This is a genomic window from Proteus sp. PR00208, from assembly GCF_016238545.1.
GTDB lineage: Bacteria > Pseudomonadota > Gammaproteobacteria > Enterobacterales > Enterobacteriaceae > Proteus.
Genome location: NZ_JAEHQE010000014.1, coordinates 1 through 26,388 on the forward strand (window position 1 = coordinate 1; position 26,388 = coordinate 26,388).

Annotated in this window: 22 protein-coding genes and 1 pseudogene; 16 read left to right on the forward strand and 7 right to left on the reverse strand. The window is 34.1% G+C overall.

Annotated elements, in window-relative coordinates; all coding sequences use genetic code 11:
* The 14 genes and pseudogenes from JEP36_RS10735 to JEP36_RS10800 all read left to right on the forward strand — a co-directional run.
* Positions 1 to 135: pseudogene (locus JEP36_RS10735) on the forward strand (fimbrial protein); the annotation flags it as partial.
* 10 nt (positions 136 to 145) lie between these two features.
* Complete coding sequence (locus JEP36_RS10740) at positions 146 to 694, forward strand: fimbrial protein (protein ID WP_198619433.1); 549 nt, start codon at positions 146 to 148, stop codon at positions 692 to 694.
* A gap of 21 nt (positions 695 to 715) precedes the next feature.
* Positions 716 to 1,543: an MrpH family fimbial adhesin gene (locus JEP36_RS10745; RefSeq protein ID WP_098943998.1), complete on the forward strand. Its 828-nt coding sequence runs from the start codon at positions 716 to 718 to the stop codon at positions 1,541 to 1,543.
* A 21-nt stretch (positions 1,544 to 1,564) separates the two neighbouring features.
* Entirely contained in the window at positions 1,565 to 1,885 is a 321-nt protein-coding gene (locus JEP36_RS10750; protein ID WP_109373866.1) for a helix-turn-helix domain-containing protein, read from the forward strand.
* 1,939 nt (positions 1,886 to 3,824) lie between these two features.
* Positions 3,825 to 4,352 carry a fimbrial protein gene (locus JEP36_RS10755; RefSeq protein ID WP_109373867.1) on the forward strand — a complete coding sequence of 176 codons (528 nt, stop codon included), beginning with the start codon at positions 3,825 to 3,827 and terminating at the stop codon, positions 4,350 to 4,352.
* Positions 4,353 to 4,439: 87 nt separating this feature from the next.
* Positions 4,440 to 5,000, forward strand: coding sequence for a fimbrial protein (locus tag JEP36_RS10760; protein ID WP_109373868.1), 561 nt, complete (start codon positions 4,440 to 4,442; stop codon positions 4,998 to 5,000).
* A gap of 20 nt (positions 5,001 to 5,020) precedes the next feature.
* Positions 5,021 to 7,642 carry an outer membrane usher protein gene (locus JEP36_RS10765; RefSeq protein WP_198619434.1) on the forward strand — a complete coding sequence of 874 codons (2,622 nt, stop codon included), beginning with the start codon at positions 5,021 to 5,023 and terminating at the stop codon, positions 7,640 to 7,642.
* A gap of 45 nt (positions 7,643 to 7,687) precedes the next feature.
* Positions 7,688 to 8,446: a fimbria/pilus periplasmic chaperone gene (locus JEP36_RS10770; RefSeq protein WP_196532215.1), complete on the forward strand. Its 759-nt coding sequence runs from the start codon at positions 7,688 to 7,690 to the stop codon at positions 8,444 to 8,446.
* Positions 8,447 to 8,457: 11 nt separating this feature from the next.
* Entirely contained in the window at positions 8,458 to 9,006 is a 549-nt protein-coding gene (locus tag JEP36_RS10775; protein ID WP_109373871.1) for a fimbrial protein, read from the forward strand.
* Between the two features lie 56 nt (positions 9,007 to 9,062).
* Positions 9,063 to 9,509 (forward strand): fimbrial protein, encoded by a 447-nt coding sequence (locus JEP36_RS10780; protein ID WP_406588704.1) that lies wholly within the window; start codon positions 9,063 to 9,065, stop codon positions 9,507 to 9,509.
* A 10-nt stretch (positions 9,510 to 9,519) separates the two neighbouring features.
* Positions 9,520 to 10,071, forward strand: coding sequence for a fimbrial protein (locus JEP36_RS10785; protein WP_196532213.1), 552 nt, complete (start codon positions 9,520 to 9,522; stop codon positions 10,069 to 10,071).
* A gap of 20 nt (positions 10,072 to 10,091) precedes the next feature.
* Positions 10,092 to 10,925, forward strand: coding sequence for an MrpH family fimbial adhesin (locus JEP36_RS10790; RefSeq protein WP_198619436.1), 834 nt, complete (start codon positions 10,092 to 10,094; stop codon positions 10,923 to 10,925).
* A gap of 23 nt (positions 10,926 to 10,948) precedes the next feature.
* Positions 10,949 to 11,266, forward strand: coding sequence for a helix-turn-helix domain-containing protein (locus JEP36_RS10795; protein WP_109373875.1), 318 nt, complete (start codon positions 10,949 to 10,951; stop codon positions 11,264 to 11,266).
* Between the two features lie 560 nt (positions 11,267 to 11,826).
* Complete coding sequence (locus tag JEP36_RS10800; RefSeq protein ID WP_109373876.1) at positions 11,827 to 13,401, forward strand: AbgT family transporter; 1,575 nt, start codon at positions 11,827 to 11,829, stop codon at positions 13,399 to 13,401.
* An 80-nt stretch (positions 13,402 to 13,481) separates the two neighbouring features.
* Here JEP36_RS10800 and JEP36_RS10805 read toward each other — a convergent pair whose 3' ends face one another.
* Complete coding sequence (locus tag JEP36_RS10805) at positions 13,482 to 13,856, reverse strand: DUF1992 domain-containing protein (RefSeq protein ID WP_198630187.1); 375 nt, start codon at positions 13,854 to 13,856, stop codon at positions 13,482 to 13,484.
* A 130-nt stretch (positions 13,857 to 13,986) separates the two neighbouring features.
* Here JEP36_RS10805 and JEP36_RS10810 point away from each other — a divergent pair, with 130 nt between their 5' ends.
* Together JEP36_RS10810 and arnT are read left to right on the forward strand one after the other, a co-directional pair.
* Positions 13,987 to 14,325 (forward strand): carboxymuconolactone decarboxylase family protein, encoded by a 339-nt coding sequence (locus JEP36_RS10810; RefSeq protein WP_109373878.1) that lies wholly within the window; start codon positions 13,987 to 13,989, stop codon positions 14,323 to 14,325.
* Between the two features lie 409 nt (positions 14,326 to 14,734).
* On the forward strand, positions 14,735 to 16,381 hold the full coding sequence (gene arnT / locus JEP36_RS10815; RefSeq protein ID WP_198619438.1) for a lipid IV(A) 4-amino-4-deoxy-L-arabinosyltransferase: 1,647 nt from the start codon (positions 14,735 to 14,737) through the stop codon (positions 16,379 to 16,381).
* A gap of 498 nt (positions 16,382 to 16,879) precedes the next feature.
* Here the strand turns inward: arnT and JEP36_RS10820 are convergent, their stop codons facing one another.
* From JEP36_RS10820 to JEP36_RS10845, 6 genes are all read right to left on the reverse strand, one after another.
* Positions 16,880 to 18,232: a TolC family outer membrane protein gene (locus JEP36_RS10820; RefSeq protein ID WP_160230036.1), complete on the reverse strand. Its 1,353-nt coding sequence runs from the start codon at positions 18,230 to 18,232 to the stop codon at positions 16,880 to 16,882.
* Positions 18,232 to 19,557: an HlyD family type I secretion periplasmic adaptor subunit gene (locus JEP36_RS10825; protein ID WP_198619439.1), complete on the reverse strand. Its 1,326-nt coding sequence runs from the start codon at positions 19,555 to 19,557 to the stop codon at positions 18,232 to 18,234. The genes JEP36_RS10820 and JEP36_RS10825 overlap by 1 nt, the downstream gene beginning before the upstream one ends.
* Before the next feature lie 16 nt (positions 19,558 to 19,573).
* Positions 19,574 to 21,313 (reverse strand): type I secretion system permease/ATPase, encoded by a 1,740-nt coding sequence (locus JEP36_RS10830; RefSeq protein ID WP_198626069.1) that lies wholly within the window; start codon positions 21,311 to 21,313, stop codon positions 19,574 to 19,576.
* Between the two features lie 167 nt (positions 21,314 to 21,480).
* The gene (locus tag JEP36_RS10835) at positions 21,481 to 22,899 is read right to left on the reverse strand and encodes a serralysin family metalloprotease (RefSeq protein WP_198630188.1); all 1,419 of its coding nucleotides are present in this window, start codon (positions 22,897 to 22,899) and stop codon (positions 21,481 to 21,483) included.
* A gap of 337 nt (positions 22,900 to 23,236) precedes the next feature.
* Positions 23,237 to 24,856: a M10 family metallopeptidase C-terminal domain-containing protein gene (locus JEP36_RS10840; RefSeq protein ID WP_198630189.1), complete on the reverse strand. Its 1,620-nt coding sequence runs from the start codon at positions 24,854 to 24,856 to the stop codon at positions 23,237 to 23,239.
* A 203-nt stretch (positions 24,857 to 25,059) separates the two neighbouring features.
* Positions 25,060 to 26,307, reverse strand: a complete 1,248-nt coding sequence (locus JEP36_RS10845) for a nucleoside permease (protein ID WP_198619443.1) — start codon at positions 26,305 to 26,307, stop codon at positions 25,060 to 25,062.
* Between the last annotated feature and the right edge of the window lie 81 nt (positions 26,308 to 26,388).

Sequence of the window (26,388 nt, forward strand, 5' to 3'; positions counted from 1 at the left end):
CAATTAAACGAGCGTATTGCGATATCACCCGATAATCCTCCCGTGATCCAAGCGGTGCCCGTTAAAAGACCGGGTAGCACTTTGCCTGAAGGTGCATTTGAAGTTTCGGCAACACTGCTTGCTGAATACCAATAGGAGCGTATTGATGAATATAAAAAGGTTATCGATCCCGTTCATATTGGGTCTTGCCACATTTACGGGATTAATATCAACCGCTTTCTCAGCGCCAGACAATATGCGTTTTCACGGCATATTAGTTGACGAGCCTTGTACCATAAAGCCTGGTGACGAAACCGTTGAATTAGATTTTGGCAATATACCAGACAAGAACCTTTATGCGTATCAAAGAACACCAAGCAAGTTGTTTCAAATACGCTTGTCTGAATGTGATTTAACGATTGGTAAAAGCGTCAAGATCACTTTCAAAGGGGATGAAAATCAAGCTATGGCAGGACAAGGTTTTTTAGCGATTAGCCCAAGCAGTCAAGCGGCGGGTATTGCTGTTGGACTGGAATCTGAAAATGGAAATGCGCTACCTGTTAATAAAGAAACAGACAAACTCTCGTTAAATGCGGATGACACGATTTTAAATTTTTATGCCTTTATTCAAGGGGAGCCAGATGCGATTGCTAACCAATCCATTAAACGCGGCCCATTTAGTGCAATCGCCACATTCCATTTGAATTATGACTAATTATTAGGGTTGAGGTTTTATATGTCCATATTAAAGCGATTTCCGGCTTTATGTATTGCAATAGGTTTGTTGTTTTCGGCACCCGCAATGGCATCTATCTTTTCTTATATTACTGAATCGACAGGAACACCCTCAAATGCAACCTATACCTATGTTATTCAGCGTTGGGATCCTGAAACGTCGGGAACATTAAATCCTTGTTATGGATGGTCTACTTGTTATGTAACGATTAACCATAAACATGATCTTGATGGGTCTGGTGGATCAGCTAAGCAACTTATCACAAGAATTGAGAAGTTACGTACTTTGGCTGAAGTTAGAGAGGAAGTTTTAAGAAATATATCCTTTCCACTTGAAGGAAAGACAAATCACGTAGGGCCTGCTTTAAATTCTAATCAGGAATGTGTGGGATTATTTTATCAACCAAATTCAAGTGGAATATCACCGAGTGGACGTTTATTGCCGGGATCATTATGTGGTATCGCACCGCCACCTGTTGGTGCCTGCAAAATAACAGAAGGTGCTGTAAACCTTAATTATGGTGATATAGATGAATATAGTTTAGAAGGTGCTCAGCGTTATCAGAATATCAATGTTACTTGTAATTTAGCGATGAAAGTCATGGTTATTGCATCAGGTTCAGATAATGGGAGAGTGCCTTTACGTTCAGACAACAGTTTATATGCTGATTTATTTCTTGATGATTATCCAGGCGAGACCGGTAGCATAATTAATGTTCCAGCTGGCGGTTCAGTGCCTGTAAAAGTAAGTTCTACTTTACATACAAATGGTCGCGTTGCACCGGGCTATTTCTCTGGTTCAGGATCAATTATTTTAACGATGCCTTAATCATGATAATGGGTGAATATTATGATGAATTACGATTTTACAGATATTGATGTTAATGCGTTGGTTGGAAAACGTATTCAGAAAAAGCGTAAAGAATTAGGTTATACCGGTATGCAAATTGCTGAGAAAATTGGTGTAAGTCAACAGCAATTCTCTCGATATGAGCGCGGGATGAACAAGATAGATTTAAGTTATCTTGTTCTATTAGCCAACTATCTAAATACACCTATTTATTGGTTTTTTGAAGACTGTTTTATATCAAAATCGTCATCAGAAAATCAATGTACCGATAAACGAAGTAGCATCATTGCTGAAGCGATGCCTGATGTTTTTTTATACTAATGCATATCGCTAAAGGATACTCAAACTTGGTGTTTTAGAGCGTATGCTTTTTCTTTGATTGATTACCAAATTGGTAAGGCAGGGGAAACCCTGCCCTTTTTTTATGCTAAAAAAGCTAAGTACCGTTAGTCAAACTCGAGTTATTGATAGTGTGATCAGCAAAAAGGAAGGAACGGATAATCAATTTTTACTCTTTTATATAGAGAAGAAAATGGGGCATAAATATAAAATTGTCATTTTATGATGATGATAATTATCTAACACAGGTATTTTTCTTGAAATGTAGGATAGGAATACTCTTAAAGCGAGTATTTAGAGAATATCGATTTCTATTAGGTTGAAAATGTCTTTTTTTTATTTCATCGTGAAAAAGATAAATAAAGCTAACTTAATTTATTAAATAAAGATACTCTAATAATGATATTCTTATTAAGACGTTATTAGTTAAATAATTAAATAATGCTAATGTAATTCTCTATTTTTATTTAAATTATTAACTTGTTATTATTCAGTCTATAAAGGATTGTTTCCAATATATACCTTAAAACTTACTTCTTTAGATTAATTAACTATTCGAAAATGAGTTAAATCTATTCAGATAATATAAAATTATTCCTAATTTATCGTAAAAATAAAAAAAACATCAATATTCTTATTGAAAAAAATTTGATAATTAAAAAACAAGTAATAACGACTAATATTTATACGCATTATATGGGTAATGTTAAATTAATGAATTCGTAATGTAAATAAAATGTATTTTACTGTGTTTCTATTTGGATAAGAAAATGTGGATTCTATGGGGATTTAATAATATGAATAAACTAATAATGAAATTAGTAGCAATACGTAAAATAGTCAAGGAGCCAATAAATAATTAATTTAAATTTTTGAAGCCGCTCTTAATAAATACATTAAAATTTTTACCCAAAAAAAGCGTAATTATTCTCAATCAAATGATTAAATTTTTAGGTTTTTCTGAGAAAAAAATAGGCGTTACACGAATTTCTTTTTTGAATTATCAGTTAGTTAACTTATAAGGGTGTTCTTAATCAAAAAATGCAATTTGTACAAAAAACTCGCTTTATGACCTTAACTTCCTAAGTGAAAACACTTAAGTTCAAGTGTTAAATTATTATAAAAATACTCTATTCTTGATTAGTTTATTTATATAATAAATTGTAAATCAATTACTTATGATTTTTCTGCTCTTTTTATTTTGTTTATTGTAAATATACGTAACTATAAAAAATGTAACTATTAATTTTTATATTAAATACAGATGTTTATGTTTATTTTGTGTTTTATTTTTAATGCTTATTTCAATTTTGGATTATCATTAAAGGAGTTATTTAATGTGGTTTATACATGGGATTAAATAATGATAATAAATAAATTAACAAATCCATTATTTTGATCTACTTGTAAATCAATGAATTAAGTCTGATTTGTTTCATTATGTAAAATTTTAGTTATATTGAGTTAAAATAAATAAATAAGGAAATGTTATTTAATTGACAATTAATCCTATTCGTAAAAAGACAATCAGATCTTTTCACTTTAAATTCCAAAATAGCAGAATTTAAATCTTGTATATCTCTTTTTAAGAGTGTCGATTTGGCTTTAAAGTCCATTTCCGTCATTTTCAAAAAGTAATATTTTGTATGAAAATGTAAAAAATACACCTAATATCAGTAAATTAATAAAAATAGACTTAATGAAATTGGGGTGGTTTGACTTAAATAAAACCAGAGAGAATAATATATCCAACTTGATACGCTTCCTTTATCTAATTTCATAATTAAATATGAAATTGGCTGGGTGAACTTTATCAAAATATAGAAACTTTATTTAGTGTGACATTCATTTAAGCAATTTGCTTATATTGAATTTTATTATTTTAAATATCTTCGTTCTTATATTTTCAGGAAACATAAAGATGAAATTAAATAAATTAGGTTTAGTTTTAGGTTTAGGCTTAACTGTTGCTGCTGGTTCTGCATTCGCGGCTGATCAAGGTCATGGTACTGTAGAATTTTGGGGTTCAATCATTGATGCTCCATGTTCAATTGATCCTAACTCAGGCGACCAACGTGTTCCACTAGGACAAGTTTCAGCAAATGCACTGAAAGATGGCGGCCGTAGTGTTTCTAATACTTTCAAAATTAAATTACTGCAATGCTCTACTGAAACTTATAAAACAGTTCAAACTACCTTCACTGGTGCTGAAGCAGCGGCTATTCTGCCAGGCTCTTTAGGCATCGAAGGTTTAGCGAAAAATGCAGCAGTTGTTATTACTGATGCTGGTGGTACACAAATTAAATTAGGTGAACCAACAAAAGCTCAAACTATTCGTGACGGTTCAAATGATCTGAACTTTGCTGCTTACTTACAAGGTTCTGCAACAGATGCAGCTGTACCTGGTGACTTTACTGCAATCGCTACTTTTGCATTGACTTACCAATAATAGATGTCCTTTTAGGCCCTGTATAAGGATGTATAGGGCTTTATCTTTAGCTGTATTTTTATGGTTTATCTTATGGAGTAGAAAACAATGAATCGCAAGATGGTGCCACTATTATTACTTGTTACAACAGGATTATTTGTTAAGCCTGTAATGGCAGTGACCGATATAAAACAAGATGTAAAATCACATCAGCGATTCGGCGTGGTTAGTCTACAAGGTTCTATATTAGAGCCAACATGTACTATCTCGGCAGGAAGTCGAGAGCAAGTTATCTCTTTGAGTACCGTGTCTATTCCGACCTTAGCTGTTGAAGGCCAAGGACCTATTGAACATTTCTCTATTCGATTAACAGAATGTTCCCTTGTTGACCAAAAAGGTACACAAGCTGAACGTCCTCGTTTTATTGCTACTTTTGAAGGCCCTGCACAGAACGGATTATTCCAACTTTTCGGCGACGCCAAAGGTGCTTCGTTAGCTATTGCTGACCGTTACGGAAGATTGGCAACACCAGGGAAACCTTTACCTCCTGTGGATATCGATACTAAATCGTTGTCTTTGTTGTATCAAGCAAGGCTTGTTAAAAATAACGACATTCCACGAGCAGGTAATTATCAAGCAACCCTGCGTTTTAAACTCGAATATTATTAAATGGATTGGTTGGATTATTTATGGCTAAATCATTCAAAACTGCTTCAAGAAAAGCAGAAAAAAAGAGTAATCAGCATACAATTCGACCTGTAGCAGCACTGATCTATTTAATTATTGCTGGTATGGCGAGTGCCTCTAATATGGTATTTGCAGCCGGTGATATCGAGTTTAACTCTGATATTCTTGATCTAAAAGATAAACAAAATATTGATTTATCAGATTTTTCTCGTGCCGGCTATATTATGCCCGGTAAGTATGAATTTATTGTTAAAGTTAACAATAATGAATTACCTGATCTCTACACCATTAATTATATTGTCCCCGCAAATGATCCTAAAGCGAGTATTCCTTGTATTCCTCGTGAATTAGTCAATCAATTTACATTGAAACCTGAGTGGCTCAAAGCGGTAACTTGGAAAGATGATGGCTCCTGTCTTGACGAGTCATCGATACCAGGTATGACAACAAGTACTAACTTAGGTGCAGGTAGTTTTATTGTTACTATTCCTCAAGCTTATGTTGAGTATGCAACCGACGATTGGGATCCACCATCTCGTTGGGATGAAGGTATTTCAGGGCTTATTTTTGACTATAACCTGAATGCTAATGTGACCGATCCTGCTAATGGTAAACAAAGACAACAAGTTACAGGTAGTGGTACTGCGGGTGCTAACTTAGGTGTTTGGCGTTTTCGTGCGGATTGGCAAGCAAACTATCAACACACAACAGGCATGAATGGCAGTACTGAGAATAATTGGGATTGGAGTCAATATTACCTTTATAGAGCAATAACCCAATGGGGTGCTCGCCTTGTTATGGGTGAGACTTATTCACGCTCTGATATTTTTGATAACTTCCGTTTTACGGGTATTAGTTTATTAACGGATGATCAGATGTTACCTCCTAATTTAAGAGGTTATGCACCTGAAGTCACTGGTGTTGCAAAGTCGAACGCAAAAGTGACGATTAGCCAGCAAGGTCGTGTCATTTACGAAACTCAGGTCGCGCCAGGACCTTTCCGTATACAAAATCTTAATGATGCGGTAAGTGGTAAGTTAGATATTCGTGTTGAAGAACAAGATGGCTCAGTACAAGAATATCAAATGGATACAGCAAGTATTCCTTATTTAACACGCCCAGGTCGAGTGCAATATAAGCTATCGGCAGGTAAACCTTCAGATATGGATCACAAGGCTGAAGGGCCTGTATTTGCAATGGGTGAATTTTCATGGGGGGTGAGTAATGGTTGGTCTCTCTATGGCGGTTCATTAGTTGCGGGAGATTATAACTCTGTTTCTTTAGGTATTGGTCGTGACTTGATGGCTCTGGGGGCAATTTCGTTTGATGCCACACATTCATGGGCAAAAATTCCGAATGATGATAAGAATTATCATGGTGGTTCTTATCGAGTCAGTTACTCAAAACGTTTTGAGGCGATTAATGGTCAAGTAACGTTCGCAGGTTATCGTTTCTCTGAACGTGATTTTATGAGTATGGAGCAATATCTGGATCGTCGTTATCGTGATAACAATCGAGATAATAATAAAGAGCTTTATACCATAACATTAAGTAAGCAATTCCCAGATTTAGGCTTGAGTGCTTATCTTAACTATAACCATCAAACTTATTGGAATAAGCCTAATAACGATTATTACAACTTATCTTTATCTAAGTTTATGGACATTGGTAGTTTTAAAAATATCAATATCAATTTATCGGCTTACCGCAATAAATTTAAAGGCACGAATGATGATGGTATTTATCTAAATGTCAGCATGCCTTGGAGCGATAAAGCCACAATTAGCTATAACACCGTGATTAATAAGCATGGTAACTCTCATAATGTGAGCTATTTTGACCGCCTCGATGACAATAATAACTATCGCTTAGGTGCGGGGTTAAGTAGCCGTGGTCGTCCATCTGCTGATGCTTATTATACGCGTTATGGCGATACAGCATTGGTAACAGCGAGTGCGAGTCATATTCAAGGTGAAAATACCTCAGCATCACTTTCGCTACAAGGCGGAGCAACGTTAACACCTAAAGGCGGAGCATTCCATCGTACTGCAATGCCAGGAGCTGCGCGTTTATTGGTCGATACTAATGGTGTGGCTGATGTACCAATTAGAAGTTTAGGGGCTGTGAGCCATACTAACTATTTTGGTAAAGCGGTACTTCCAGATATCAATAATTACTATCGGAGTAGCGCAACAATTGATTTAGATAAATTACCTGATGATGTTGATGCAGTGCGTTCAATTCAACAATTAACCCTGACCGAAGGGGCGATAGGTTACCGTGAGTTTGACGTTATTTCAGGGCAAAAAGCGATGGCGATTGTCCGCATGAAAGACGGTAGTTATCCACCATTTGGCGCTAGCATTACCACAGAAAAAGGCCGAGAACTGGGCATCGTGAATGATAGCGGTAATGTTTATTTAAGTGGAATAAACTCTGGTGATATTTTAGATGTACGTTGGAGTGGTAAAAAACAGTGTGAAGTACAAGTACCTAAATTAGATGAAGGTATCTTTATTTCTTCACTATTATTAACGTGTGGGGACACTCCATCAATCTCTTATTCAGCACAAGAGAGAACCGAATCACCATCTCAGCCACAATTAGTCAAAACTGAAGGTTGAGAAGGGAAAAATTAAACGATTTTATAAACAAAAGAGTAATTAAAGATGATGTTATTAAAGCGCTCATTCATTGTAGCAACAACCTTATTGACAGGCATGGTATTTACTCAGCAAGCCATTGCTGCAATTGCATTGGATAGAACTCGTGTCATTTTTAATGGTACTGATAAATCAGTCAGCCTTAATGTCAGCAATCAAAATAAAGAATCGCCTTATTTAGCTCAAGGTTGGATGGAAGATGTGAATGGGCAAAAAGTAGAAAGCCCTTTAATCGTTCTACCGCCTATTCAACGTATTGAACCAGGTGATAAGAGCCAAATAAAAATACAGGCTTTACCCGATATTGCGAAATTACCGCAAGATAGAGAAAGCGTGTTTTATTTTAATTTACGTGAAATTCCACCACGTAGTGATAAGCCTAATGTACTGCAAATTGCATTACAAACACGCATTAAACTTTTTTATCGCCCTGCTGCGATTTATGCCACACAAACGGATTTAACTAATCCGTGGCAGGAAAAAATCACCTTAACGAAAAAAGGTGATACTTATCAGGTAAATAATCCAACCCCTTACTTTGTGACAATTGTCGATGGGTTAACTGGGTTAAAAGGTGAAAGTATTACTGGGTTTACGCCTTTAATGGTTGATCCAAAAAGTAGCGCAGATCTTAATTTGAAAGCTTCTACACTTGGTGCATCTCCTGTACTTAGTTATATCAATGATTACGGTGGACGCCCTCGTTTGAAATTTAGCTGTAGTGGCAATGAGTGCAAGGTTGTAGAAACAGCAATCGGAAATTAATAGGTTTATTTATGGATATGGAACAGCGGTTTAACACAAGCAAAGCAGTGTTGATTTTATTAATGACAACATTTACTGGTGTCCTGAGTTCAGCTGCTGTTGCAAATACACCACCTACAGCGAGAGCGGGTAGCACTATACCTGGGATTGTATATGTCTATATCTCGGGTAATGTTATCGCTCCACCTCCTTGCGTTATCAATGGAGGAAAAACGATTGAGGTTGATTTTGGTGAAGTCATGAGTACGCGTATTGATGGTGTTAATTACAAAAAGCCTATTACCTATAGTGCTGAATGTAGAAAAATGCCAACAAATACAATGAAAGTCTCTATTTCTGGAAATGGTACTGGGTTTGATTCAAATGCTTTGACCACAAATATTACAGGATTAGGGGTACGTATTCTTTACCAAAATAAATTATTAAGATTGGGGCAAGAAGTGAATTTCACTTATCCTAACTTTCCTCAATTTGAGGCAATTCCTGTTCGTGATTATTCTGCATCATTAACTGGAGGTGATTTTTACGCTACTGCAACGCTTCGAGTAGAATATCAGTAAGGAGTCAGTACATGCTTATTAATTTAAAAAAGGTTTGTCTGACAACATTACTCGTCATGTCGCCTTTATTTGTCAGTGCGGATGAACCGAATATGAAATTATTTGGAACATTATTAATTCCGCCTCCTTGTGTGATCGAAAATAATAACTTAATTGAAGTTTATTTTGGCCATAACGTTGGTATTCATAGAGTTGATGGCATTAATTACACCCAACCCGTGAATTACAAATTAAAGTGCGATCCCAATATTAAAGGGTGGGATCTGGGGCTTTCTATTATTGGCCCTAAAAGCCAGTTTGATGATGCAGGATTACAAACTAATATTGCCGATTTAGCGATTCATATGACTCGCAATGGTGAGCCTTTTATTTTAAATGAGCGGTTTGTTATCTCACCAGATAAGCCACCTATTATTCAAGCTGTACCGGTAAAAAGACCAGGAAGTACTTTAGTAGAAGGCCCATTTGAAGTAACAGCAACGTTGCTCGCAGAATATCAATAGGAGTGTGAAAATGAAGCTTAAAACATTGCCGCTTCCTGTTATTTGCGGGCTTACGCTTCTAATAGGAATATTTACAGCTGCCAATGCAGCACCGAATAATATGCGACTTTATGGCACATTAGTTGATGAACCTTGTGTGATTAAACCGGGGGATGAAACCATTTCTCTAGAATTTGGTAATGTGCCTGATAAAACGTTTTATATTGGCGCAGGTAGAACAAATAGCCAAAATTTTCAAATTCATTTATCAGAATGTGACCTTTCTATTAATAAAAGGGTGAGAGTGACATTTAGTGGTACTGAAAATCAGGCAATGGTTGGGCAAGGTTTTCTTGCATTAAGTACAGGAAGTCAAGCTGAAGGTATTGCCATAGGGTTAGAAAACTCTGATGGCAGTCCACTGCGGATTAATCAGGAAACAAGCAATATTGCCTTAAATTCAGGAGATTCTATTTTAAGGTTCCGAGCTTTTATACAAGCCGAGCCTAATGCTATTGCTAATGAATCAATAAAACGAGGTCGTTTTAGTGCTATAGCCACATTCCACCTGAATTATGATTAATTATTAAGATTGAGGTTAATATGTTTACCCCAAAACGATTATCAGCATTATGTTTATTTAGTGTGATGATGCTCTTTTCTGCGTCATCAATGGCTTCTATTTTTTCTTATATTACGGAATCTAAAGTTCTTACTCCTTCCTCTGCAAATTATACTTTCATTATTCAACGTTGGGATCCTGAAACAACGATGACCTTGAATCCTTGTTATGGTGGCGCATCTTGTAAAATTACGATTAATCATCGACATAATGCATCAGGACAAGGTGGGGCAGCGACAAGAACAGTTTTAACAGGGGCGCAAAAATATCGCACTATGGCGGAATTGCGTGATGCTGTTATGCGAGTGCAAAGTTTTCCTACGTCACCTACTGTAGCTCACCACTCAGGGGTGCCTAATAGTGAAATTCAAGAGTGTGTTGGTTTATTTTATGAAACCGGAACGACAAAATTACTACTTCCAGGATCAATGTGCGGTATTGCACCACCTCCTGCTGGGGCTTGTGAGATAATTGATGGTTCTGTCAACCTCAACTATGGCGACATTGATGAAGATAAACTAGGCGACTCAACACAGAATAAACGTTCACAAACAATTCGAGTGACGTGCAATAAAGATTTATCGGTTGTTGTTTATGCCTCATCTCTAGATGGTCCAAATGTCAGATTACGTCCAGACGGTAGCCTATTTGCGGATTTATATCTTAATAATAGACCCGGTGAAAATGGTGAGACAATTTTTGTACCTGCGGGGAGAGCAACACCTGTAGTTGTTAGCTCTATATTACGTCCTTATGGTCGAGTTGCTCCTGGTTCATTTTCTGGGGTAGGTACATTAATTTTGGCAATGCCTTAATATAAACGAAGTTGGAAAACGCGATGATGGATTATGATCTTATAAACATCAATGTGAATGAGTTAGTTGGTCAAAGAATACAGAAAAAACGCAAAGAGCTTGGTTATACAGGCGCTCACATTGCTGATAAATTGGGAATTAGCCAACAACAGTTCTCACGTTATGAAAGAGGGTTAAATAAAATAGACCTAAGTTACCTTGTGACATTAGCTGTTTATTTAAAAACTCCAATATACTGGTTCTTTGAAGATTGTTTTCATGTTGAAGCTGAAACGGAAGATAAAAATATCCGCAAATCTACATATTTTATGGCGGAATCCACACCCGATTTTATTTTCTAATTACAGATATTTTTAACACTGGGTTTAAGTTATACAGAAGAAGGCAGGAGAAATCTTGCCTTCTTTTTTATCCATAATAATTATTTATTGTCGATTTTTTTATTTTATTGCTGTTTAAATGATGGTTGGTTTATTATCTTTTGCGTTACAAATAAACTCATTTTTAACCTATTTTGTATTTTTATTCGCCACTAATTTCCTCTTTATAGTAATTTCGTCCGTTACTATCAGGTTTATCAGAGTATTGATTCGATTCTTCCCATTATTTCAGCAGATCTTTAACTACCAAAGGTTAACAATTAATCAAAATATTGTTAAAAAGTGTTACCTTATGCACATTTTTTAATTTTAGATATTATAAATTAATTTTAATGTAAGTGATTTGTAATTGTGTGATTTATTTTTATTTTATTGTTTATTAAGGTGAAAAATATTTTATTTGATAACTTTATTATGATGTTTATCTTAAATAAAGCATTTATAAATAGGATTAACAGATAGTCATAATAAAAAGGGTTGTGTACTGTGCATTTTCTGTTTTTTTATAAAAAGGATAAATGATGCAAACAAAAAAACAGGGAGGCAGTCGCTTTCTTCGCACAGTGGAATGGCTAGGAAATGCGCTACCCCATCCCGTTATTTTATTTATTATTTTAATTGCTATTTTACTTGTCTCTTCGGCAGTTGGTGAATACTTCGGTGTTACGGTACAAGATCCCCGACCAGAAGGCGCCAAAGGACGCGCAGAAGATGGCTATATTCACATTATCAGCTTATTAGATGCTGATGGTATTCGCCGTATATTGGCAAATATTGTCACAAACTTTACTGGATTTGCGCCTTTAGGTACGGTGCTGGTGGCGTTATTAGGTGTCGGCATTGCTGAACGAGCAGGTTTATTATCTGCGGTTATGCGTTTAGTGGTAATGAAAGCACCTCGCAAGATGACCACGTTGGCGATTGTTTTCGCTGGTATTATGTCAAATACTGCAGCTGAATTGGGTTATGTGGTATTGATACCGTTATCAGCGATTATCTTTCATTCGTTAGGACGGCATCCTCTTGCTGGTTTAGCGGCTGCATTTGCAGGAGTTTCTGGTGGCTATTCTGCTAACTTACTCTTAGGGACGATAGATCCGTTATTATCGGGTATTACGCAGCAAGCCGCGCGCATTATAGATCCAACTTATATCGTTGGTGCTGAAGCAAACTGGTACTTTATGTTTGTCAGTACATTCCTTATTACTTTCTTAGGTTACTTCATTACAGAAAAAATTGTTGAGCCTCAACTAGGGCCTTATAACGGTAATGAACTTGATGATGAAGAAAATGATTTAAGGAATGCTGCTGAAGTTACGCCACTAGAAAAGAAAGCATTATGGGCGGCAACAGGAACCTTTATTGTTATGGGCGTGATTTTGGCGCTAACGGTTGTTCCTGAAAATGGCATATTAAGAAACCAAGAAACAGGGCTAATTGGTAATTCTCCTTTCTTAAAATCTATTGTTGTCTTTATTTTCTTATTCTTTGCAATTCCGGGTATTGTTTACGGATGGGTTGCTAAGACAATGCGTACAGATAAAGATATCGTTGATGCTATGGCGAATTCGATGAGCACATTGGGGCTTTATCTGGTCATTATTTTCTTTGCGGCTCAGTTTGTTGCGTTTTTTGGTTGGACAAACATCGGTCAGGTTATTGCTGTCAAAGGTGCAGCATTACTTAATAGCATTGATATGCCAAGTGGATTACTGTTCTTAGGTTTTATTTTAATCTGTGCTTTTATTAACTTAATGATTGGCTCGGCTTCGGCTCAATGGGCTGTAACCGCGCCTATCTTTGTACCCATGTTAATGCTTGCAGGTTATGCGCCTGAGACAATCCAAGCAGCATATCGAATAGGAGATTCTGTTACTAATATCATTACACCAATGATGAGTTATTTTGGTTTGATATTAGCAGTTGCAACAAAATATAAGAAAGACACAGGTATTGGTACGATGATCTCTATGATGTTGCCATATTCCGTTATTTTCTTAATTGGTTGGTCATTATTATTCTACTTATGGGTATTTGTATTCAATTTACCAGTAGGGCCTGGCTCACCAACGTATTATTCTCCAACAGCAGGTTAATTCTCTGCGATAAATGAAAGAAGCTTATACAGGGATGTATAGGCTTTTTCTATGCTGATATTTCATTATTTTTGATCGGTTTATTTTTTATGATTTGTCAATTTTTCTGTCAGCTGTGTGGCATAGTCCGCATGTAAAAATTGAGTATCTAAACCAGCCTGCTGTAATTTCAACTCAAGTAATGCCAAACGTTTTTGCAGTGATCCATTGTTTATTTCGGTTTCATTTAATGTGCTTAAGATTTCAGCTAGAGATAAGGCTTCTTTTCTATCTTGCATTTCAGGTGGTAAAAAACCTGCATTCTTTAATAAGTGATAGCTTGCTCTAAGTGACTCTGGAACATGGCTATTATCATCAAGGATCAGCGGTTTTCCTTCACCTTTAAGTGATGAAAGTTCTCCTTTTTGTAACGCTTTTTCGATATGGCGTTCAGCCCACTCGTCTAAAATAGACACTTTAAACCTCTTTTTCGGTAACTATCACAATAAAAAAGATCACCTCAAATTAAATTCCCTTGCTTATATTATATGGTTTGATAATATATTTTTATATTATATAAATAAGTATATTATTAAGGGATCAAAAATGAGCAAGTACAAAGAAATAGTAACAGACATTGCAGGTAACATGGGGGCATTGTCTCAAAATATTCCAGAAGTGATGAAAGCTTTTATGAGTACAACAAAAGCGGGTGGTAAAGACGGTGCTTTAGACGCAAAAACAAAAGAACTGATCGCCATTGCAATTGCTGTAGCAAATCGTTGTGATGGTTGTATTGGATTTCATACAAAAACACTTGTGGAGCTTGGCACAACAGAACAAGAACTCGCTGAAGCATTAGGCGTTGCTATTTATATGGGGGGAGGCCCTTCAGTTATGTATGCATCCAACACCATGGGCGCTTTTAAAGAGTTTAGTAAATAAGATTTTTATCATCATATAATTAAACAAAGTAATCAAAAACCAGAATAAGTTCCTTCTGGTTTTTTTATTTATATACTTTGTTTATTTTATGTTTATGTTTAATTCTTTATTCTTCATTTTTTAATTTAATACTATTTAGGTAGATTTTTGATAAAAAACTTGCTGTTACTTAAAAAAGATTAATAAAAAATTAATGTGTCGTTATTTTAATTACTAACTAAATTTTATCAATATCTTATTGATTAGTATTGATAATACTGTTTTTTTAGTATCTTTGTCGTTGGTTGAAAATAAAGCAATGTGTTAATTAATTATAATTTAATAAATAATAATTGAATCTTTTATAGGATAGCTATTCTAAGTGAATAGTTCATATAAGGTGATATTGTTTTATTTTAACGAGGAATATATGCGTGTTGATTTTGTAGAAAGATATAAATGGTTTCTACTTTTTATTTTTATATTTTTAACTTATTTAATTCCTCTCGAAACGCGACTGCTCTGGCAACCAGATGAGATCCGTTATGCTGAAATTAGTCGAGAAATGCTTGCATCAGGTAATTGGTCTGTACCTTATATGCTGGATATTCGTTATTTTGAAAAGCCAGTATTGGGGTATTGGCTAAACAGTATTGCACAATGGTTATTTGGCGGCGGTAATTTTTCTGTTCGTATTGTCGTTGTAACTTCAACCTTATTAACCGGCTTATTTGTTTATCGTGCTGCTATGCTAGTTTGGCATAACCGTACTTTGGCGTTTAATGCACTGGTAGTTTTTTTATCCTCGTTTCTTGTGTTAGCTATTGGTACTTACAATATTCTTGATCCTATCGTGACAATGTTTGTCACGGCAACAATGTATTATTTTTTATCTGGATTACATGCAACTAATAGAAAGAGTAGAATTAAAGCTTATATTCTCGTTGGTATTTTCTGTGGATTAGGTTTTCTAACCAAAGGTTTTATTGCTGTTGTATTACCTGCATTAGTTTTTTTTGTGACTGCAATTAGCTTATCTCGTTTTAAAGAAGTCCTTTGTTATACACCAATAGCGCTTATCTCTATGGTTATTATTGCTGGTCCATGGGTGATTTCAGTTGCACTTCAGGCACCTGATTATTGGCACTACTTCTTTTGGGTTGAGCATGTTCAACGTTTTGTTGAAAAGGGATCAGCAAGATCACAACCTATGTGGTTTTATTTACCTATTATCATTTTGGGTATTTTGCCTTGGTTAGGGTTCTTATTTGGGGCTATTAAATCAGCTATTTTCTTGAAGAAAGGAACTCTTTATTTTTCGTTTTGGTTATTCCTGTTTTTTGCTTTCTTTTCTGCCTCCAGCGGTAAGTTATTAACCTATATGCTGCCTTGTTTTGTGCCACTTTCTATCTTGATTGCACATTATATGGAAGAGCTAAAAAATAAACAAAATGAAAAAATTCATAATATTAATGCGATCATAAATACTGTTTTTGGGCTTGTAGGCGTCTCTATTATTGTTTATTCGCTTCTCTCTACACGATTTACGTTATATGAAACAAATGAGCAATATAAAGCGTTGCTGGGTATTGTGGGCTTCTTATTTTGGAGTGTGATAGGGATTGCTTCTTTCTTTAAACCCACACGCTTACTGACTTTATTTTGCTCGATAGGATTAAGTTTAGCAATTGGGTATGCTATTCCTCATAAAGTAGAAAGCAAAAGCACCCCTGAAAAGGCAATTAATTACTATTATAGTGAGCTAGCAGATAAGCCTTATATTTTAACTGATGAAGTTGGGATCGGAACGTCTTTAGCATGGGGGTTAAAACGCACTGATATTCGTTTAACAGAGACGAAAGGGGAGCTTGCTTATGGTCTGGCATATCCTGATGTGCAAAATAAATATTATGATCTTAAGCAGCTAGTTAACTTAATTGAAGAGAATAACTATCAAGGGCTTGCGATTATTTTAGTCCGACCAGAGCGAAAAGAAATATTATCTGTTATAAGCCAGTTAAAGGTAAAACCTATTGTAGAAAAACAGGGTGATTTAACATTTGTTTTCTTTAATTGACTGATTTTAAATATTATTTATTTTTTCAAAAGACGGTTATAAAAGAGCAAATAAATTTAACTTCGGCTTTTAAAATGACATAAATTTGATTTTTTGTGTTGTTTTTATGTGATCAAAGCCCAAAAATGGATTTTGTTGAGAAATATATTTTGCTCTTTTTAGTTTTAATGGTAGGTTTAAAATGTGTCCATTAAATCGGAGTTAGCTAAGCACTATATGACAAGTCACTTTACTTTATCAGAACCCCCGCCCAAACAAAATGTACTTATGAATGGGGGTAATTTATGCTGATTTTCCTAGCTGAATGTTTTATCGGTCTAGCATCAATTGCTCTTACTCACCGTGTATTAACGTTGTACGGTACTAAAAAGAAGTGATGATACCCGCTAGCTAAAATAAGTGATTAACTATTGCTTATAACTAAAAGTCCTATATCTATTCCATGATCTAGGACTTTTATAATTATATTCATATCTCTTATTAAACAATTTAACAACTCTATTGAAAATAACCTTCAATTAATTTTATTTTTTCAATATCTAATGTATTAGTGTATTGATGTAATAATGTCCAAGCCTGAATATAATCATATTTAGCTTTAATCAAATCCTGTTGAGCGCGATATAATAATTCTTCAGCATTAAGAACATCAACCATTGTCCTCTGCCCACCAATATAACTTTTTTGAGTCGCATCTAATTGTAATTTAGCAGAGGAAACGGACTGCTCATAAGCATTCAATTTAATATTACTCGTTGTACATATTTGGTATTGATGACGTAGTTCTTGCGTGATTTGTTGGATAATTGAATCTCTTTCAAAAGCACTCATTTGATACAATGCAGTAGATTGACGCATCGAAGCTGTTGTTTTTCCACCATTAAATAAAGGCAAACTGACATAAAAACCAACATTCGCTGATTGATATTTTTGATTTACAGTATTATTACTATCGGAATCACTATTAGAGTAAGAGGCATAGAGTTGTACTGTTGGGAAAAATTCACCTCGATTTTTCTCTACTTCTTGTTTTGCTATTGCCATTTCATAACGAGCTGTTTGAATATTGAGGTTGCTTTGCATAACCTCATTTTCCCATGACTCGTAATTATTGGGTGTGATAGGTTGTAATATAAAGCGATTACTGCTTAATTTTGCTATATGTTCTGCATAAGGTAGTGGCGTGCCAATCATTGAACTTAGTTTATTTTTAGCATTATCTAATTCAAGCTGAATATCTGTATATTGAGATTGAGTTAAATATAATCGCGTTTGGATCTCTGAAATATCTGTTTTTGTTCCTTCACCTAATTCGAATAAACGCTGACTTGATGTTAGCTGTTTTTTATAAATCTCTTGCTGTGAAAGGTTTAATAATAATTTATCCTGTGCATAAGCCAATTCTATATAATTATCTACTAATCTGATCACTAGCTCGGAAAATTTTACTTGATAACGGCTGTCTGATAATAATGTTTTTATTACCGATGATTTATAATCACTAAATGCAGTGTAATCAAAAAGTGGTTGGCTAATAATTGCACTGATAGAATGGCTTTGATAATTTTGATATTCTGTTCTTTCCATTTCCCCTTGATTCGTATTAATAGGATAAACTTTTCGTTGCCAATTTCGTGGGTTGTTTTGATAGTTTACATGTACGCTTGGGAGTAATTGAGATAATCCAATATTTTCATACTCTTTACCCGCAACCTGTTCTTTAATCGCAGCATTAAACGTAGGGTCATTTTTTACTGCTAAGAAATAAAGATCAGATAAATTGATCGCCAAAGCGTGAAAACTTAGCATCCATATAAATAAAATGGTTGAGAGTTTTTTTATTTGCATCATTATTCTTCCGTTAATGAAGTATGGATCCTATCTAAAACAGGCTTGAAGAGATAATTTAGTAATGAGCGATCGCCTGTATTAATAAATACATCAACTGGCATTCCAGCCTTTAATTTATTTTTATTGTCTGTAAGAAGAGCATTATCTTTAACATTAATAAATACTTGGTAATAAGGTTCTGTTGTTCTTTCATCAATAAGTCTATCAGCTGAAATTAATGTTACCTCTCCAGGAATTTTAGGTGTTGTATTTTGATTGAATGCACTAAACATTAAATCAACAGGAAGACCAAGGGTAACTTTATCAATTAGGTGAGGTGCTAAACGTGCCTCAATAATTAATTGATGATCTTGAGGAACAACTTCCATTAATGTTTGACCTGTTCTTACAACGCCACCTTGGGTAAAAACAGATAAATCCATTACTATTCCCGAAATTGGGGCAGTAATTTGCATCTTTTTTAGTTTATCTATTTCAATGATAAGTTGTTTTTCTGTTTCACTTATTTGTAATTGAACTTGGTTAAGTTCAGTACGTGCCGATTGGTAAAAATTAGCATTACGTTGCAATATTTTTTGTTGATATTCCAATTTTTGTTTTTCTAATGTACTTATTTGTCCATATGTATCATTAAGGTGGTTATTATTTTCAGCAAGTTCACGCTCAATTTCTTGATAACGATGACGGGGAATATAGCCCTCATTAGCAAGAGTATATAAATCTTTGATTTGAATTTTTAAGCTATCAATTTGATGTTGTTTATTTAACGTAGATCTTTTTAAATGAACTAAACGATTAGAGATACCATCAATAATAGCTTTATAGCCATTTATCTCACTATGCAATTCAATATACTTTTCATTAAGTAGTTTATTTTGCAGTAGAGATAATTTATTTAAATTCTCTGAAGGAGAATAATATTTTTCATTGGGATCTAAGATAAACTCTGTTTTTTCATTTAATTGAGCATATAAGCGTTGTTGAGTAATCAGCAAATTATCATATTGATCAGATAAAGATTTGACTAAAGCTTTCGATTGAATAGGGCTTAATTGAATAAGCGTTTGGCCTTCGATTACGTTATCACCATTCTTCACTAAAATGTCAGTGATAATACCTTCTACGGAAGCTTGAACACTCTTTTTATTACCTGAAATTGAAACATTTCCTTTTGCAGATACGCCTTTATCTAAAGGAGCAAAGGCAGCCCAAAAAATAAAAATAGCAAGACCTAAAAGAATAACTGACCATCCTATTATTAAGAATTTTCTAGGATCATCTGAAATACCATGAACAATATCGATTTCATTTTTTTTTGTGATCATAATAATCTTCTCAATATTAAATATTGCTTTGAGTAATAGGTGTAGTTGCTGGTGTTGGCGTACTCTTTATTACTGATGAGTTATTTAACTCAGCAACAACAGCTGTTGTAGAGCCAAATAATTTGGTGTGACCATCGAAAAGAACCAAGAGTTTATTGGTTACTGAGAGTAATTGTTTTTGATGAGTGATTAATATAACGGTTTTTTTATTTTGCTTAAGTGTTTGAATTGCTTGCATTAGAGCTTTAATGCCCAAATCATCTAAATTAGAATTGGGTTCATCTAAAACGACTAGAGCAGGGTTACCATATAATGCGCGAGCTAACGCAATACGTTGTCGTTGTCCTCCTGACAACCCTTCACCATGAGCACCAATAATGGTTTCATAACCATCAGGAAAACGTAAAATCATTTCATGAACATTTGCCATCATTGCAGCTTGAGTGACTTTTTGAGGATCTATTTCAGAAAAGCGAGCAATATTTTCGGCAATCGTGCCAGGGAAAAGGGCGATTTCTTGAGGAAGGTATCCGATATATTGGCCAACTTCACTTTTATTCCATTGGTATATATCTGCATTATCAAGGCGTATGGCGCCCGTTTTAACTTCCCATATGCCAACAATAAATTTAGCTAAAGAGGATTTTCCTGAAGCACTCGGGCCAATAATGCCAAGTACATCGCTGGGGCTTAGCGAAAAATGAATATTATTTAATAGTGTGCGTTCCGTTTGAGGATATTGAGCTTGATTAATATTTACTGTTAATTCACCTTTAGGAGCAGGTAGCGCCATTTTTTTATTTTCTTCAGGATACGTTTTTAATAGTGTGGTTAACCTTTTATAAGCTTCTTTACTACTATCCCAGTTTTTCCATACACCAATAACTTGTTCAATTGGCGCTAAAGCGCGACCTAATAGTATTGATCCTGCGATCATCATTCCTGGGCTAATTGTATTATCTATTGCTAGCCATCCACCTAATCCTAGCATTAAAGATTGCAGTGCCATTCGGGTGACTTTTGTTATTGCATTGATACTTGCTGCATTATCACTTGCATGAGTTTGTGCTTGTAGATATTTAAAGTGAGCAATTTGCCATTGGTTACGTAAATAACCTAGCATTCCCATTGCTTCAATAGGCTGTGGATGTTCAAAATGATGACCTTGTATTACCTGAGCTTGATTAGCAAACTCATTGGCTTTTTTTAATGATGATCGAGACAAGTATTCATTAAGAATAGCCAAAGAAAATAAAACGAGCGCACCACATAATGCAAATAATCCTAACCATGGATTAAATAATGCGATAACGAGAAGATAGATTGGGAACCAAGGTAAATCAAAAAAAGCAAAAATGGCGTGACTTGTAATAAATTGCCTAATAGTCACTAAGTCATTAAATGCTAAAGAGGAATTAATACTGGGCGTTTTGTTTAATTTTGCTTGATATGCAGCAGTATAAATTCTTGAACTTAAGGATAAATCAAGTTTGTTACTCATTCTAATGACAATAATGCTTCTTAAGTATTCCAATCCTCCCATAAAAATAAATAATGCTAACATAATGAGTGTTAGCATTAATAAAGTCATTTCATTACCTGATGGTAAGACTCGATCATAAACTTGCAACATATAAATAGAAGGAACTAACATTAAAATATTTATTAAGGCTGTAAATATTCCAATGGAAAGAAATACTTTCTTTCTTTCTTTTATAATATTTGTTATTTCATTATTTTTTTTGCTTGCTGACATAATGTTATTCCTGATTTTATTCCTATCTGTTTTATTGCTATTTACTGCATTTCTTCTATCAATATGGAGTGATCAATTTATCTTTTTTTTAATAAGATAATATAAAAATAACTCCTTATAGGTAAAAGAAAGGTAGGAGAAATATCTCTCTCCTACCCAATGAAAAATTAAACAATAAAGTCAGTTTCGTAATTAACAAATCCTACAATGTCAATTTTGAAATCAGGGCTGTAACCATAAGCGTTAATAGCAAGTTCACTTGAGTTTGTTGATTGATCATATTTAATGGTTGCTTCACCCGAGCGACCTGTAAAATTATCAACAAAGTTAAGGAGTTTATGGCTAAAGGTATTTTCGATTAATGCTGATAAATCAATCTTATCAATACCTGATTTGAAGTCCATTATCTTGTCAGCGGCAGATACCAGAGAGTCAGTGATCTCTTTATAAACAAAGGTATTGCTACCTGTACCACCCCATAATGTATCTTGACCACCGCCACCATACAGTATGTCGTTACCGCCACCGCCGATGAGAATATTATCAGCATCATTGCCGTAGATAATATCATTACCAGAGCCACCGATTGCATTTTCTATTGTTACACCTTGTGCAATAGAAACGTTTTTCTGTAGTCCGCCAACATCAGAGAAATGACCCTCGCGTAAATCAATAACTTGATCTTGATAATATCCTGAGAAGTCAAAAGTATCGTTACCAGCACTGTCCCAAACAGAGAATATTAATTTATCGTTTCTGCTTGTTGCAGTGTAATAATCAATACCTGTGTTTGAGTTAAAACCATAAACATCATCACCTGTTCTGGTTGTGGTATTTGCGCCATAAAGATATTGCATTGCTGAAATATCATGAAGTAAAGGAGCGCCTGCATAAGCACCTTGGAAGTGCGCACCTGTTTCATATTCTTCCCAATAACTCATAACAGTATATTGGCGACTATCTTCAGCGTAGTCAGACTTTAAATAGCCAGGTACGTTTTGCCCTGCGTTATAATCGCCAGGATGCATTAGACCAAGTGCATGGCCAATTTCATGGATAATAGTTAAACGACCATAATTACCTAATTCAGGTGTTGTATTACCAGCATAATAATAGTCACTAAACCAAGCTTGGCCTGAAAGATCACGTCCATAACTATAGGTATTTGGCAACGTCGCATAAGCTTGGAATGTGCCGTTTGGATCAGTAATATTACCAAAAGTAATATCTGATTTTACACCTGGCGCTACTTCGGTAAATTTGATATTTGCAATATCAGACCATGCATCTAAAGATTGTCTTGCATGATCTTTTTGTACTGAATTAAATCCATAGGGATTTTTATCACCAAAATCATTAAACTTTTTACCAGCCCAAGTTGGGAATGAATATGTCACTTCTGCCGCTTGTCCAATAACATATTTCCCATTCCATGTGGAATTTTCGCGTGCAATATGTTTTCCAGCAGTATCATAATCAAAAGAAGGTAGAGTCTTAGCTGAGAAATTATAAAAAATTCCACTTTTATCTAATAAGTCAGAAACATTAGATAATCCTACTGCTTTTTTTAATAAAGAAGAACCCATAATATCCTCCGGATATCAAGTTTAGGTTAGGTTTATTTTCATGTTGAAAATAGTTTAATTATCTGGCGAACACCAGCGATAATAAAGATAGCTATTTATTGATATTAATCTAGAGGGGAAAAATAAGTTTTTAAATAATTGTGAAGTGAGGTGTGTTTTAAGTCAGAATAATTTTACTAAGTAAATAAATTTTAGGTTATCTTCTCTAGAGAGATGTTTTTTAATGTTATTATATAATTCCGTCATGATTTTATAATGTATTTCATTCTCTTATTATAAGGCTTGGGTAAATACAAGCCTTATAAATTTTTGTTATTTTTTAAGGTAATTAATTATATTAATAAAATAGATCTTCATAACTGAAATTCCCAACAATATCTATTGTTAAATTTGGAACTTCTAGTTGTTCTTTTGTTTTTATTGCTAATTTTGTTAAATTATCTTCTTCTTGAAAACTCATCTTAAGCGAGATTGAATTTTGAGATATAAGTTTCTTGATATTTAGGCTTATTTTGTTTTCATCTAAAAAAATAAGGAAATCTTCATTTATATGATAATCCATAATTTTATTATGGCTATTTGTCTTGTTGCTAATTTCGAAAAAAAACATATCAGCATTCTTTCCTCCGAACAGCGTATTATGTCCATTACCTCCAGAAATTATATCGCAGTCATCTTCTCCATTAATGAAATCATTGCCCTCGTTACCATAAAGTGCATCACTACCTTTACCGCCAAAAATTTTATCATCCCCATCATATCCATAAATAATATCATTACCCTGATTACCAATTAAGTGGTTGTTTACTTCATTACCAATGATGTGGTCATTGTTTTTTCCTCCTATTACATTTTCAATTATTGTTCCATACGCAATAGAAATGTTACTTTTTAGCCCACCTACATCAGAGAAAGCACCTTGGTTAAGGTCTATTTTCTGCTCAAAATTATATTTTGAAAAATCAAGAGTATCACAGCCACCGGCATCCCAAATACAACTAATAATGACATCATCTGATGAAGTTAAACTATAACAGTCTCTTTGCGTATTAGAATTAAAACCATAAATAGTATCACCTGTTCGTGTCGTTAGATTTACGCCATAGAACTTTTGAATAACATATATATCGATTAATAATGGAGACATAGGAAATAATCCAACAAAATCAGCTTCTTTTGTTTTTGGGTGGCGGTATGACATTATAGAATATTTAAAACTATTTTCTTCAATATCAGGATTATTATGATCATTCACTCTAAAGGTATGTGGTAAACCAAGAGCGTGTCCAGTTTCATGTATATAAGTTTGAGTTTCTTTATTTCCTTTTTGTAATATTATAGGTTGATTATTTATATGACCATTTTCATTATTGTTTTTATATAAAGTAATATGAGTATCTGTTTCTATATAATAATATTTTATATTGTCTGATTTTTCTTTAAATAAATCTATTTCATTTTTTTGCTCTGGTGTTATTTCATGTTTATTGAATTTTTTTATACGTGTAGTTGAAGATATATTAATCCAAACATGTCCTCCTATACTGTAATCAGTGATTTTTTCTATTTTTTTATCTGGCTCTATATTATTTAATGGGAATGTTGCAACACCAGCGACTAGATGAGAATTATCTTTCGTTAGTTCATTTATATTATTATAAACACCAAATTTAATATTAGTATCATATTTATTGTCTTTCTTAATGAATGTAATATTGGCAATGTCAGCCCATAGTTGTAATGTTTTTTCGGCAAGCTCTTGTTGATATTGATTTAATGTTGTAATGGTTTTATATTCTTCACCCCTTAAATTGCTCCAGTCAGGAAAACTATATGTTACTTCAGTAAAATCACTATTAGGATCTTGTTTTTTCCATCTGCGTAGAGGTTTAAAACTCTTTATTAAATTGATAATATCACTATTTTCTAAAGGGTCATTTTGATGAATAGCATTCATAATATATAAATATCCTTTTTTTATAAACATTTTCCATGTTAAAGCATGCTTATTTTATTTTTCTTAATATTAAATTTCTTTTAAAAATGGATTTCATTTGAAAAAAGAGAGGCGATTTAATAATATTTATATTGAAAAAAGTAAAAATGATAATAAACCAATAAAGGTTTATTATCATTTAAAAGGAGGAGTATATAAGTTAATTATGAAAAATCTTTTTTATAATTACTCACCTTATTTTCTTTAAATGCAAATATAAATACAATAGCAAGTATAAGTGTATAGGATGCAAAAATTAACCAAATAGATTGCCAGTCTTTCATTCCATTAACTGTAAAATGATCAACGACCATACCACTTAAAATAGAGCCTGCGTATGCACCAACACCATTGACCATGGTCATAAATAACCCTTGAGCACTGGCTCTTATTTCAGGATTAACTTCATTTTCAATATAGATAGAGCCTGAAATATTAAAGAAATCAAATGCACAACCATAAACAATCATTGAAAGCATTAGCAATACAAATCCCCAAGGAGATGGATCGCCATAGGCAAATAATCCGAAACGTAAAGTCCATGCAATCATACTAATTAACATGACTTTTTTAATACCAAAGCGTTTTAGGAAAAAAGGAATTGCTAAAATAAAGGCAACTTCAGCCATTTGTGATACTGATAATAAAATTGATGGATATTGAACAATTAAACTATCAGCAAATTCAGGATTTTTAGCAAAATCATGAATAAAAGGACTACCAAAAGTATTGGTAATTTGAAGTACCGCACCTAATAGCATGGCAAATAAAAAGAATACTGCCATTATAGGTTTTTTGAATAGAACAAAGGCATCTAATCCCAAACGAGATGCCCAAGAGGTTGATTGTTTATGCTGGGCTGTTGGAATTTTAGGTAAGCAAAATGAATAGAGAGCTAAACAAAGAGAAGCTACTGATGCAATATATAATTGAGTGTTGCTGAGTTCTAATTTAAATAAACTTACACACCACATGGCGATAATAAAACCTATCGTACCGAAAACACGAATAGGGGGAAAATTAGCAACAGAATCTAGCTTGTGTTTATTTAAGCAAAAATAACCAATTGAATTTGAAAGCGCAATAGTTGGCATAAATGCTAATGCATTAATGAACATAACCCAGAACATGATTGTTGGATCAGTCACTGATGCCGCAAAGAATAAAGCAACAGCACAAATAAGATGACAAATGATATATAAGCGATTTGCAGGAATAAATTTATCGGCAATGATACCTAATAAACCAGGCATAATCAGAGCAGCAATGCCTTTAGAGCCATAAACTAATCCAACTTCAATCCCAGTGAAGTTTAATGTTTGCATCATGTATGCACCTAGGGTAATTAACCAACTTCCCCAGATAAAATATTGCATAAACATCATGCCTTTGAGCTGTATTTTTATACCCATAACAATCTCCACTGTTGGGGATATTGATTTTAGTGGAGCATAGGCAGCTATCTATTCTCCACTTTTTCTTTTATTGATAAA